The organism is Pseudomonas sp. AP42, assembly GCF_001728935.1.
GTDB lineage: Bacteria > Pseudomonadota > Gammaproteobacteria > Pseudomonadales > Pseudomonadaceae > Aquipseudomonas > Aquipseudomonas lactis.
This window is the reverse complement of record NZ_LYSO01000060.1, coordinates 21645-34487: the sequence shown is the minus strand read 5'-3', so window position 1 is coordinate 34487 and position 12843 is coordinate 21645. Positions and strand designations below refer to the sequence as shown.

General features: G+C 54.9%; 15 protein-coding genes. 10 read left to right on the top strand and 5 right to left on the bottom strand.

Annotated features, from left to right (window positions below):
- The 10 genes from A7K61_RS33340 to A7K61_RS19475 form a co-directional block, all read left to right on the top strand.
- A partial coding sequence (locus A7K61_RS33340) for a hypothetical protein (protein ID WP_218188552.1) occupies nt 1–266 on the top strand: 266 nt, incomplete at its 5' end.
- 68 nt (nt 267–334) lie between these two features.
- Complete coding sequence (locus A7K61_RS19505) at nt 335–1060, top strand: PFL_4669 family integrating conjugative element protein (RefSeq protein ID WP_008437331.1); 726 nt, start codon at nt 335–337, stop codon at nt 1058–1060.
- Between the two features lie 5 nt (nt 1061–1065).
- The gene (locus A7K61_RS19500) at nt 1066–1605 is read left to right on the top strand and encodes a DUF3158 family protein (protein ID WP_008437334.1); all 540 of its coding nucleotides are present in this window, start codon (nt 1066–1068) and stop codon (nt 1603–1605) included.
- 15 nt (nt 1606–1620) lie between these two features.
- Entirely contained in the window at nt 1621–2085 is a 465-nt protein-coding gene (locus tag A7K61_RS19495) for a single-stranded DNA-binding protein (RefSeq protein ID WP_008437336.1), read from the top strand.
- A gap of 110 nt (nt 2086–2195) precedes the next feature.
- Nucleotides 2196–2621, top strand: coding sequence for a hypothetical protein (locus A7K61_RS19490; protein ID WP_008437339.1), 426 nt, complete (start codon nt 2196–2198; stop codon nt 2619–2621).
- Between the two features lie 178 nt (nt 2622–2799).
- Nucleotides 2800–2997, top strand: coding sequence for a CrpP family ICE-associated protein (locus A7K61_RS31530; RefSeq protein ID WP_073845721.1), 198 nt, complete (start codon nt 2800–2802; stop codon nt 2995–2997).
- Nucleotides 2998–3096: 99 nt separating this feature from the next.
- Nucleotides 3097–5001, top strand: a complete 1905-nt coding sequence (gene topA / locus A7K61_RS19485; protein WP_008437341.1) for a type I DNA topoisomerase — start codon at nt 3097–3099, stop codon at nt 4999–5001.
- A gap of 110 nt (nt 5002–5111) precedes the next feature.
- Nucleotides 5112–6476: a hypothetical protein gene (locus A7K61_RS19480; protein ID WP_256557952.1), complete on the top strand. Its 1365-nt coding sequence runs from the start codon at nt 5112–5114 to the stop codon at nt 6474–6476.
- Between the two features lie 60 nt (nt 6477–6536).
- A complete protein-coding gene (locus A7K61_RS33830; RefSeq protein WP_256557951.1) occupies nt 6537–6992 on the top strand; it encodes a hypothetical protein in 456 nt (151 codons plus the stop codon).
- Nucleotides 6989–8944 carry a DEAD/DEAH box helicase gene (locus tag A7K61_RS19475; RefSeq protein WP_024073377.1) on the top strand — a complete coding sequence of 652 codons (1956 nt, stop codon included), beginning with the start codon at nt 6989–6991 and terminating at the stop codon, nt 8942–8944. Before A7K61_RS33830 ends, A7K61_RS19475 begins: the two co-directional genes overlap by 4 nt.
- A 255-nt stretch (nt 8945–9199) precedes the next feature.
- On the opposite strand, the gene A7K61_RS19470 is transcribed toward A7K61_RS19475, so the two are convergent.
- From A7K61_RS19470 to A7K61_RS19450, 5 genes are read right to left on the bottom strand one after another with little or no spacing between them, the layout of a single operon-like run.
- Nucleotides 9200–9748: an arsinothricin resistance N-acetyltransferase ArsN1 family B gene (locus tag A7K61_RS19470; RefSeq protein ID WP_008437347.1), complete on the bottom strand. Its 549-nt coding sequence runs from the start codon at nt 9746–9748 to the stop codon at nt 9200–9202.
- A gap of 19 nt (nt 9749–9767) precedes the next feature.
- A complete protein-coding gene (arsH, locus tag A7K61_RS19465) occupies nt 9768–10502 on the bottom strand; it encodes an arsenical resistance protein ArsH (RefSeq protein WP_008437348.1) in 735 nt (244 codons plus the stop codon).
- Nucleotides 10502–10972: an arsenate reductase ArsC gene (locus A7K61_RS19460; RefSeq protein WP_008437349.1), complete on the bottom strand. Its 471-nt coding sequence runs from the start codon at nt 10970–10972 to the stop codon at nt 10502–10504. The genes arsH and A7K61_RS19460 overlap by 1 nt, the downstream gene beginning before the upstream one ends.
- A 9-nt stretch (nt 10973–10981) precedes the next feature.
- Entirely contained in the window at nt 10982–12271 is a 1290-nt protein-coding gene (locus A7K61_RS19455; protein ID WP_008437350.1) for an arsenic transporter, read from the bottom strand.
- 22 nt (nt 12272–12293) lie between these two features.
- Nucleotides 12294–12644 (bottom strand): metalloregulator ArsR/SmtB family transcription factor, encoded by a 351-nt coding sequence (locus tag A7K61_RS19450; RefSeq protein WP_008437351.1) that lies wholly within the window; start codon nt 12642–12644, stop codon nt 12294–12296.
- Nucleotides 12645–12843 lie beyond the last annotated feature (199 nt).

Sequence of the window (12843 nt, the reverse complement as noted above, 5' to 3'; positions counted from 1 at the left end):
GCGACATGGCAAGTGTTGTGGCCCACAACACCCTGACAGCATCCGGCACCGGAGGTGGCAGCCATATAAGTGGTGCGGCCCGCACCACCTTGGCAGGATCCGGCATCCGTGCCGGCGACATGGCAAGTGTTGTGGCCCACAACACCCTGACAGCATCCGGCACCGGAGGTGGCCGCCACGCAAGGGATTCGGTCCGCACCGGCGAGTTTCAGCTCTTCCTATATAGAAGCCTCAACAAATCCCCTTCCATCGGGCTACGTATTTAATGCTGCGTCTCCTATAGCCAAATTGCAGCATGGGTACGTCAATCCTCTTCCCAAGGAAACACTGCACCATGGCTGATAACTTCCGGCTCAACATCGGTTCACTGCGCAGCGATGTGAAGCTCACCCTTCACACTCACCACGCCGCTCGTATATGGATGGGGCGCCCTAAAAATGACCTCAAAGCCGGCATCATTGGTCTGTCAGGGTTCTGCACTGTCGTCAATCGAATGTCTCGAGGCGCCCAACAGGATGATCCCTACTCTGACTGGTGGATGATCCTCCTCGAGGAAAAGATCAACGATTCCAAGGAAGCGTTAAAGACCATCGAAGATCGCCTGGACACAGCCATGGCCTCTCTTCCACCGGCCATCAGCATTAGCGAAAACCTCTCGATCCAGCCTGTCAGCCTCCCGCTGTACATCTCCAATCCCCTGGGATTTCAGGCTGTGTACCTGCTGACGAACTACGACGAAATTGTCAGACGCATTCTGTTGGCCCAGCACGTTGGCCTTGTCGGGCGCCACGATATGGAAACCTGGATCGACGAAGGCGCAGCGGTACTGCGGAGACTGTTTGGTCTGGCCCAGATCTATAAGTACTCAGGCGCTGCCCGCGACGACTTCGCTGCAAACAATGCCAAGGCTGAAGCAGCCCGCAAAATGTACGAGCGGTACGGTGAGCTGCCACAAGACATCCTGGAAGGCACCCGCCGTTCGAATTTCGCGCCACCGATCATCCGCGGTCAGCAGCAAACCGAGACGGATGATCATCTCGATGACCCCGTTGAGGGTTAAAGAGCATGGGCCAGATTCCCTCCAATGATGGGTCGCTGCAACAGACCGCCTTCCGGCCACTGCAACAGGAAGCCTTCCAGCGACTGCAACAGGCTGCCTCACTAAAGGGCCTTTTAAAGCCTTTTAAAGGTAAGGGGGAGCTGACCCAATTTGCCGATCTTTGCCGAGCTCAAGAATCGGACTTAAAAGCTCTTGCCCAGGAAGTGCTGAGCCAGGCCCGCCGATATCCATTCACCCTAGTTCCAGTGCGGTTGACTGAGCAGAACACCCAAGCCGGCACCCAGTTTTTGAGATGGCAGCAGGTGACAGATCGGCGGATGGGCGTAGGGGTTTGGGCAGAAATGATGGGCTCACCCAGAACACCGGAATCCATGCTGCAGGATCTTTACGTGATGGAGCTGCAGCGCATCACCTTGAATATGCAAATGAGTTTGCTGCACTCGATCACCAAACAGGCCGCCGAGTGCGCAGAAAAAATGGGCCAGGCAGAGGCCGTGTATACCGCTCGCCTGCAGCAGCTCAACAACCCAACGCAACACCAATAACCTCGGAGAATACTCATGGGCACGCCCGTACAAGGCTGGGAAGGCAATATCGGTTCTGCACCGGAATTCAAAGAATTCCCCAACGGCAATAAAGACCCACGTCGACTCATGCGAGCCAACGTTTACTTCGACAATTCGATTCCGGATGGCAAAGGCGGCTACGAAGATCGTGGCGGTTTTTGGGCGAATGTGGAGTGGTGGCACAAGGACGCCGAGCATTATTCGCAACTGTTCCAGAAAGGTATGCGAGTGCTGGTTTCCGGTCGCGCCGTTATGGACCGTTGGAAGAACGACGATGGCGAATTCGAAGCTTTGAAAATCCAGGCCAGCCGGGTCGGCATGCTGCCACACCGCGTGACCATGGTGAATCTGGCGCCTTCGCAAAACCAGAATTCGCAACAGTCCAACAGACCCGAATCGCGGCCGCAGCCAGCTCCAGGCCCGGATGAATATCCAGATACCGATCCACCGCAATTCTGAAAACAGGGGCTTAATTTTTCGGCCCATTCGTGTAGCTGTCGGTGTTGGGGGAAACAGCTCATCGTTTCCCCCGACCTCATTAGAGAACCACTACAAATTAGGACGTGCCGATGGATGAAGTTTTGAGGGACCCAACAGGGTACGTTGTCATTGGCGCAGAGCACCCAGCTTTAGGCCGTGTTTACTGGGCTTACTTTGATGAAAGCGAGGTGAATGCTCCGGACTACTACGGGCTCACCCTGGACATAAACCGAGCATCATGGGCTCCAGTTGGGTGGCGAACGGGAGAGTATCTGATGGGGGGCCGTGGAGAGACAGACCTTGATACCTGGCAAGCCCGCCGATTTATCAACACCTTGCTCGATGAATACCGCTTAGATACTGAATACCGCGTCGACTTTGACGACGACGACGAAATGACTGAACACTTATACGGCAAGCTGGAACAACTACGTGTTCAAAGCGGACAATCCACTCAGGACTTCATCGCGTGGATCAGAGTTGCGAACTGGACGGACGAGCCAGCTTCGAATTGACATCAAACCGCCAATTGGTTGGCAAAAAATCGCGCCATTCGTTAACTTTCAGGTTGAGTCACACTTCCATTCGGCTATCTCAAGCACAGAAGTTTAAAACTTCCGTTTTTGATGCAAAAAAATGCGCTATTCGTGATGTTACTGTCTGATAGATCTGTTCTTCGGGGACCGATAGCCAATGGCGCAATCTCGAACTTCTTTGAAACCAGCAGATAGGCGGCAATTCAATAACCCCCATACTGCCGTTCAAATAGCCGGTGCTGACGCCGCCCGAAAAGGGCTACGGGTGTATGACTGCCCTTACCACCATCCTGCGATGCGCGCGTCGTGGCTAAAGGGCTTTGCCCAGGAACAGCAGCTGACGCTGGACCTCTAGCCGCTAAAAGCCTCCCGTTGTGCATTGACCATTTCCCATTGAAGCCTTACCTGCCATGACGTGACAGTCCCGCTCTGCATAATTGAGAAGGGGCACACCGTGAAGCTATTGATCATCGAGGCACCTGGGAAGCTGAAAAAGCTTCAGCCAATGATGAAGAAACTGCGCCCAGGCGAACACTGGTTGGTTGTCGCCAGTGGTGGGCACATACGTGACTTGCCCGCCAGAGGGCAGGACGACAGCATGATCACCACAGGCGTCCGCAAAAATTACACACCGGTGTACGAGATCCTGGATAAGAGCGCCAAGGCCGTGCGGACCATCAAGGCCGCAGCTAAACAGGCCGATGAAATCTACCTCGCAACCGATCCGGATCGCGAAGGTGAAAGCATCAGCTGGCACATCCAGCAGGTACTGGCGGTCAAATCCTACAAACGCATCACCTTCAATGAAATCACCCTGAAGCGTGTCGCAGAGGCTCTAGCCAATCCTCGCCAAATCGATTTGAACAGAGTCGCGTCACAAGAATGCCGGCGTGTACTTGATCGTTTGGTGGGTTACCTGGTGACTCAGGAGCTACGCCGACTGATGGGCAAGCCCACCTCTGCAGGCCGCGTGCAATCGCCTGCCGTATACCTGGTGGTTTTGCGCGAGCGCGAGATCCGCAACTTTCAGGTAATCAACCACTTCGGTGTGCGTCTGAACTTTGTGGATATGAATCAGGGCACCACCTGGTATGCAGACTGGCAACCGGTACCGGATTTCGCGAGCAAAGACTTTCCTTACGTTCAAGATGCCAACCTGGCCCGACTCGTCGCCGGCACACGTAATGTCGTCGTCGAGTCCTGTGAAGACCGCAAGGCCGAGCGCCACCCACCCGCGCCCTTCATCTCTTCCACCCTTCAACAAGCAGCCAGCAACGCCTTGAAATGGGACCCGGACAAGACCATGCAAGTCGCCCAGCGATTGTATGAACAAGGCGTGATCACCTACCACAGGACGGATAATCCCAACGTACCAGACGAGGCCATGGAGGATATTAGAACCGTAGCTAGATCTATCGGATTGAAGACCGTCGACGAGCGACGTACATTCAAGGCCGCCGAAGGCGCGCAGGAAGGCCACCCCGCTATTACCCCGACGCATTGGGCTGATACAAAAGCTGGTGAGAACGACGAGGAACTCGCCCTGTACAAGTTGATTTGGGTCCGGGCGCTGGCCAGCCAGATCGAAGCGGCGGTATTCGACGTGCGTGCTGTAAAACTGCTCGCGGTTGGCCCAAATGGTAAGGCTTTGCGATTCAATGCAACTGGTGAAACCCTTTTTCATCCTGGGTGGCGGAAACTGCTCAAGGGCGATGACACAGACGATGAGGAAGATGGAGCAGCGAGCAACCCAGTTCCTGCACTCACACCAAAACAGATCATCTCTGTGCACAACGGAGAACTGCTGAAGAAGAAAACTCAGCCGCCATCCCGCTACACCAAGGCCAGTCTAATCAAAGAAATGGAGCGCCGCGGTATTGGTCGTCCCAGCACGTTCGCCTCGATCTTGAAGAACATCACCAGCAAAGGAATGATTGAGGAAAAAAGCCGCAAGCTGGTACCGGCGCCGCTGGGGGAGGAAACAATCGCGAAGCTGGAAGGGTTCTACAGTTTCGTGGAGCTCGATTTTACGAGGGAGCTGGAGCGGGATTTGGACAAAGTCGCCCAGGGCCAAGACACCTATGGAGCTGTCGTTGCGCGTCTGCATAGACGCCTGGAAGAGGAACTGTCTCAGCAACGTGGAATGCCGAGTGTGCCGATGGCGTCCGCTCCACGCCCAGCCACAGCAGGTGGCGCTTTCAACTGTCCCAAGTGCAATCAACCCCTCGCAAGGCGACAAAAAAAAGGGGGCGGTGGCTATGACTTTTGGGGTTGCACAGGCTTCAAATCGAATGGATGCAAGGTGAGTTTTCCAAACTTGAATGGCAAACCAGATCTCAATAAACCCAGAGGGGTGTGACTTCTGCCATTGCCGATATAAATCACCGACAACGCCGTTACGCATTAACCCTAGAAGCCCACCATTCCTATACCTGACAGTCCTCTGCGAAATTGCAGAGGAGGTCATGGGTGAGCGTACAGAAGAGACAATCGGTGGTGGGGCTGCGCATCTTAGCGCCGAAGCTGGAGAAGTTCTCAGACCGGCAAATTGAAGTCGCCCAGACCTGGGCTTTACAATTTAACGTACCGCCCTCCCAGCTGACCTCCTTCATCGATACCTATCTGAGTTCCACTGTCCATACTCGTTGCTGGTGCGTAGCCCTGCCCTCTACAGATGATCAAACACGGCGGCTCCTGGCCAGAATCGGCGATCACCTCCAGTACTTCGATGGTCATCAGGTTAAGGCCTGCAAAATCTTCAGCAAGGACCGCGTGCATAAGAGAAAACCCACCGCAATGGTGGCCCAGCAGCTACTGCTCAGGTTTGAAAAACGCTGGTATGCAGACGTCCTACTGACCTCCTTCTGCAAGTCTGCTGGAGAGAGGGCGAAAGCCCTTTCGATTGAAGATCTAGGAAGCTTTAATCGCCGCGGCTTCGATTGGACGGCGAGCAACAATCGGTACTTCAATCCCCGCACCCGATTTTACCTGAAGCAGATTGGCAGCACGCTGAAGCAGTTTTGCCAGTGTCTGGACCAAGAGCTTTTATTCGCCATTCGTTCAGCGCAATGTCCCTCACCCAAGCTCTATAACTGGCTGGCTCAAGGTGACCGAAAACGCCGCCTTCAGGCCCTAAAAGCCCAGCCAGTACTGATTCCACTTCTGGTACTAGCAGATCAATGGCCGTGGCCGTGGGATGGGCAGCAGCAGGTATACATGAACTGCCCATGGGATGAACTTCAGGCGTGGCGCCCATACTGGAGTGAGGACCGTTATTTGATTTCCGCTGAAGAGTGCCTGGTAGGTCGCATAGCCGACGCGGGCCTCCCCCTTTCCGACACACTGGCTTGGCTGCTACAGGCGCCGCGCGCTGCAGTGCGCTACCTGGGTCAACAGCGGGTATTCGATACCGGCAGTGCATTGACCCGTATCAGCCGCGAGGGGCCACAAGGACCCTGGCATCGACTGCTGCTGGGAGCCTCACTGGGCAATCGCCGTCCTCTTAAAAAAGCGCACTGGATCACTCTCTTCGCGCTGCTGGATAAAATCCCGTATCAACTGCTGGATCAAACGCAGGACTGGAACAGGCTGCTGTCAGGGTGTCCAACTGATTGGTCGGACGACAATTGGTCCAAAATCGCCGACGACTTTCGAGACCTGAACGAGCTCTTTAACAACGTTGATGAGAGCGACGGACCAGCTTCTGGTGAAGCACTGCAGAAACTCAAAAGCTTCATTGCTACTGCTTCCTATCACCAGATCGCCAGCTTGGTGAATGGCTTTCACCTCGCGTTGATAGACATCCGTGAGGCTTTAGATGCAGTAGATCCATAAACAAGAACAGACTCTTTAACGCCCTGGAAGCCGCTGCTTTATTCAACCAGCACACCCCTCGTGAGTCCAAATGGGCTGCAAATTATCGAACTGAAGTGCCCCGCCGATCTTGATGCGGAACATCGAGCGCTGGGCCATTGCATTGATGGTTACGACTACAGTGCTTATCGGGGCATCTGCCGTCTTTTTTCGGTTCGCGAAAACGGGAAATCGTTGGCCTCTGCAGAAATCCAAATGGATGAAAGTGCCTGGGGCGAAACGTTAGCAAAATTGACTCCCAAACACCTGGTGACGATACAACTGAGAGGGCTCCGCAATCGCACACCTAAGTCGGGCTCCAGGGTTGACCGGGCCTATCAATGGTTTTGGGCAAAGATCAAATCGGGTGAGCTCGCCATTAACCTGGAATGGCCCGACCAAACACTATCCATGTCGCGCTATACAAATCGAAACCGGAAAAAAATGCATGCCCAGGCCTGTGCGGAATGGATCAACCAACGATTGAGCAGGACATGAGTCGTCCACGTCTGATGAACCGCCGGCAGGACCTGGTCGAAAAAGTCATTTTTGACGGCTATGACTTCGGGGTCTTAATGCAATACGTTGAGGGTGCGAACCGGCTGTTTCTCGAACGTAATGGTTTCTATATTCGGCGTGCCGAGCATCCTCAACATCGCTATTGGCGATTACCAAAAGGCAAGTTGCTGGATGACCTGGATGTGCTCTTCCACCGTTTGATGGAGTTGTCCGAGGACCGTTTCAATGAAAGTTGGGAGACGTTTTCACATAAAATCACAGCCGCACAAAACGACCCAGATCGGCAGGCATTCACGTGGGGGCTGACCTTTCGGATAGCTCCACTCGTTCAGGGCGGGATCCTGCTGTCAGGTGACTACCATCCTGGCGCGGTCGCCGTTTCAAGGCGCATGCACGGCGTGTTTCTCGGGCATTCCAAGTCCTGGCGCATTGACGCTGGTGCGGAAGTGGTGCGAAGCAACTTGATCCTGGAGCTTGGATTGTCGGAGGATCAGTTCGAAATCCTCGACACCGTGCAAGAGCTGCTGACCGACGGATCCGTTGTTCCAGCTGATGAAATCACCCGCATCAGTCTTGGTGGACCGCCACAAGAGCGCGCAGCAAAAGCGGCTGACGATAGCACCTCAACCGATGTGTATTTAGCCGCGGTGCCCTCAATCGAGCGCACCGGGTCCACTACCGAACAGATTAACCAGGCATTGGCTGGTTATTCTTTACTGGACCATCAACCGGCAGGCATCCGGCACTTGCTACAGCGCACAAGCGCCTTGCTTGCGGATGACATGGGGCTTGGTAAAACTCGCCAAGCAATCATTGCCGCTGCAATCCGAGCAGCTAATAGACCCATCTTGGTTATCACCCTGTCGACGTTGATCATCAACTGGCAACGCGAAATCCAGATGGTGTATCCCAAGGCCACTATCGGCCAACAGGTCTTTGATCCCTCTTCGCAATGGATTATCACCAACTACGAACGCCTTGGCGATTTTGTTCTGCATGCAGGACACTTTGAAGTGATGATCATCGACGAGGCGCACCGCCTGAAAGAGCCGACCGCCGCGTGGACACGTCACGGCTTCGACATTGCCGCCAAGATACCCAACCGTTACCTGCTGACGGGTACGCCAGTCCTCAACCGAGAATCTGAGCTGCACACGCTGCTACGGCTATCCGGCCACCCCGTTGGGAAACTGCCCTTGAAAGAATTCTGCGAACAGTTCGCCGGCAGTCAGGATTTCCGCATGAATCTGCGGGGCGCAATCGGCGATTGGATGCTCCGTCGACGCAAGGATGTCTTGCCCGGTCTCAAGGGCAAACAGCGCCAAACTTTACCCATCGAACTCACTGCTGAAGAGCGCAAGCAATACGATCAAATTCGGCTCGAAGACAGGCCTAGCCTCGCCAGGTTGGGATCACTGCGTCAGTTGCTTGAGCAGGTAAAGATTCGTGTCGTAATGGATCTGCTGTGCGAACTGGACGCGGAGGACAAAGTAATCTTGTTCTGTGAGTTCAAGGATACGGTAGGAACACTTCGCACTCGGTGCAAGCAAGCTGAGTACGGGTGCGTCACGGTTGTCGGCAGTGACTCTGTAGGCAAACGGCAGAAGGCGATCGATCAATTCCAAAGTGATCCAGAAACCCGCGTCTTTGCCGCCACTACCTCCGCTGCCGGCACCGGCAACAACCTCACTGCGGCCAACTATGTGATGTTCCTGGGCCTCCCCTGGACGCCTGGACTGCAGGACCAGGCTGAGGACAGGGCCTACCGCAATGGGCAATTGCGCATGGTCGTGGTGAAAATCCCGCTGGTGGAAAACACAATCGACCAGATGCTTTGGCAAATGCTGCAGGATAAGCGTCAGTTGGCAAGTGACCTCATTGAGCCCGACGCGGCCGGCAACGCGAGACAAGCATTGGCGACCAATTTGTAGATCTGCGGTATATCACTGCTTCTTAGTGGCTGAGACCTTGTAAACGTACTTGGAACCATTACTTTTGTTTTCTGGAATCTAATAGGCCTCCCCATCGGCAACAATAGTTTCGTTCGATATCTGCAAACTTCCGAAAGTGGCAAATCTATTTCGATTTTACCCACTTTGCTCGTATTCATTTCGAGGAGTCGAACATAATTGACTTTGTTACGTATTAGAATCTTCCCATCGCTCATAATGGCCGTCGAGACCCATTCAGAAGAGACTGATCTCACTGAAAGGCACGGACAGTTTTGGCGGACTCGTTGAATCCAGCGCGATACGCCAATATCCAACATCATGCCAAGCGCCATGCTTGAATCCTACTTCTGGATACGTACCGATGTGAGCGAAGCCTAGTGCTTCATGCAGCCCCACGCTGCCATCGTTTGGCAGCGCGATCCCGGCAAAGGCTGCGTGAAACCCTTGCCTTTTCAATGTCGGCAGCAACACGCCATACAGTGCCCGGCCGACCCCGCTACGGTGCGCTTCTGGCGATATATAAACGGTGACGTCGACCGACCAGCGATAGGCCTCACGAGCCCGGTGCTGACTGGCATATGCATAGCCGATGAGCTGGCCGTCTCGCTCCGCTACCAGATACGGGTAAGTCGGCAAAGTCGACCCAATCCGCTTGGCCATCTCTTCGACTGTGGGCGGCTCAAGCTCAAACGAAATCGCCGTATGCTCAACCATCGGTGCGTAAATTGCCTGGATGGCTTGAGCGTCCGAAATCTGCGCAATCCTTACTGTGGTGTTGCTCATCCTCTATCCCCTTGGTCGCTCAAATCGATCTTTGATTGACTCGTTTCGAGAGTGCTTCGGCGCTTTCCTTGCGCTCCGAATAGCGGTCTACCAAATACGTTTCCCGGCCCCGAACCATCAGCGTGAACTTCATCAGTTCCTCCATCACGTCCACAACACGGTCGTAGTAGGCGGATGGCTTCATACGCCCTGCGTCGTCGAACTCCAGAAAGGCTTTGGGTACTGACGACTGGTTTGGGATGGTGATCATCCGCATCCAGCGCCCGAGGATCCTAAGCTGGTTTACCGTGTTGAAGGACTGTGATCCACCGCAGACCTGCATGACGGCCAACGTCTTGCCCTGGCTGGGGCGGACAGCGCCCAACGTGAGAGGTATCCAGTCTATTTGGGCTTTGAATACAGCAGACATTGCACCGTGACGCTCTGGCGAACACCACACCTGTCCCTCTGACCACAGAACCAGATCCCGCAGCTCTTTAACCTTTGGATGGTCTTCCGGAGCGTCATCAGGGAGAGGCAGACCCGAGGGATCAAAGATGACGGTCTCGGCTCCCATTAGGGTCAGGATGCGCGCGGCCTCTTGGGTCAGCAGCCTGCTGAAAGAGCGCTCACGGGTTGAGCCATACAGCAACAAGATGCGTGGTTTGTGAGTCGGTTGCTCGTTGCCTTGCAGGCGATCCAGTGTGACGAAGTCGATTAGCGACTGATCCAGATTAGGTAGATCCAGGCTGCTTTCCGAGGAAAATTCGTCCATTACAGTTCACCTATTTGATCTAGCTCGCGCTTCAGTTCCTGCGGTGTGAGCGCCGAATGATCCAAGCTGAAGAATGCCTCGAAACGCTTTTTAATCTGGACGACGGTCGCGTCAAATGCGGCTTGGATGTCGCTGTCTGTGCCTTCTACATCGGAAGGGTCGGCGAGGCCCCAGTGGCTTTTGACAGCAGGCCCGAAATAGACCGGGCAGGGTTCGCCTCCAGCCTTATCACACACGGTGATCACCACATCCGGTGGTGAGTCCGAAAACACCTCTGAGCCTTTGCTGTAGAGATCTGTGGTGTCGATACCAAGCGCTTGCAACGTACTCACGGCGCGTGGATTCAGTTGTCCGCTTGGGAAGCTGCCCGAACTGACGGCGTTAAAACCGCTCGGGGCCAGGTGGTTGAACAACCCCTCCGAGAGAACGCTCCGGCAGCTGTTTGCCGTACACATAAATAGCACTTTCATGGGTTTCTCCTAGACAGGGATGCTCAGCCGCGACGCCAGTGCCACCAGCGTTACCAGCAAGATAGGGAGGGTGAGGATGCTGCCGACTTTGAAGTAGTAACCCCAGGTGATGCGGATATTTTTCTGCGCTAGCACATGCAGCCACAGCAACGTGGCCAGGCTTCCGATGGGCGTGATCTTGGGGCCAAGATCGCAACCGATGACGTTGGCGTAGATCATGGCCTCACGTACCAGTCCTGTAGCGTCGCTGCCCTGAATGGACAGAGCGCCGATAAGCACACTCGGCATGTTGTTCATGATCGAGGACAACAGCGCAGCGGTGATACCGGTGCCCAAGGTAGCGGCCCATAGGCCATGCTCGGCAAATATGTTCAGCAGCCCCGAGAGCGAGTCGGTTAGGCCAGCATTACGCAGGCCATAGACCACCAGATACATGCCCAGCGAAAACACGACAATTTGCCAGGGCGCGTCCTTGATGACCCTTCTCGTGGAGATGATTTGGCCTTTACCTGCGATGACCAGCAGGATCATTGCACACGCAGCAGCAACAGCGCTGATGGGGATACCTAACGGCTCCAGTGCGAACAGACCAACCAGCAGCAGGCCAAGTACCCACCAGCCAGCAATGAAGGTCGCCCGATCTCGAATCACCGACTCCGGGGCCTCAAGCTGATCCGCGTCGTACTGGGCGGGAATGTCCTTGCGATAGAACATCCAGAGCATGAACAGTGTCGCGGCCACGGCCACTAGGTTCACTGGCCACATGACAGAAGCGTATTCACCGAAACCCACGCCAAAAAAGTCTGCCGAAACGATGTTCACCAGGTTGGACACCACCATCGGCAGACTGGCGGTATCAGCGATGAAGCCTGCGGCCATCACGAATGCCAAGGTGGATGCCGGGCTGAAGCGAAGCGCCGTCAGCATCGCGATGACGATTGGGGTCAGAATCAGTGCGGCTCCATCATTGGCGAACAGTGCCGAAACGGCTGCACCGAGCAGGATCATCAGCGCAAACAGACGTCCGCCTTTGCCCCGACCCCAGCGAGCGACATGAAGCGCCGCCCATTTGAAGAATCCCGCTTCATCGAGCAACAAACTGATGATGATCACAGCAATGAAGGTCGCGGTAGCGTTCCAGACGATGTGCCACACAACCGGCACATCCCCTAGACTTACGGCGCCAGTCAGTAGTGCCAGAACGGCACCCGCTGCCGCGCTCCAGCCGACACCTAACCCCTTGGGTTGCCAGATAACAAAGACGAGCGTAACTACGAAAATCGATGCTGCGATGAGCATGAGTATGTTCCAGATCAGGATGTCAGCAGCAGGAGGCTTGGCGCACGGGTCTGTCTTCCATGGAAGCCAGCCGTCCTTGATGGTCGTTAACCCAGGACTGGTGTGCCTGCGTAGTGACGTTCAGAACATCCAGTGCCCACTGTTCAAGCTCGGGATGCAGCCGGTAGTAAACCCACTGACCCTGCCTCCGATCTGCGAGTAACCCGCAAGCACGCAGTTGGGCAAGATGCCTGGAGACCTTCGACTGGTTATCGTCCAGTGCCCAGATTAACTCGCACACGCACAACTCACCCTCAGCCGAAAGCATGAGCATGATCCGGGCGCGAGTTTCATCACCCAAGCACTTGAAGAATGTGTGTGGTGTAAGGCTCATAAGCAATCGCTCTGCATATGTGGATAATCGAATATGCAGATTTAACCACGTTCAGCCTGCTTGCACAAATGCCTGTGGCGGGAGTTAACGATGGGGATCAATGCTCACCGGTCGACCACAGGGTAACGACCAGGAGGGATTAACAATCGCCTCAGCACGCGGACGGAGATTTGATGTTCGAATGGATGTTCGCTGAACG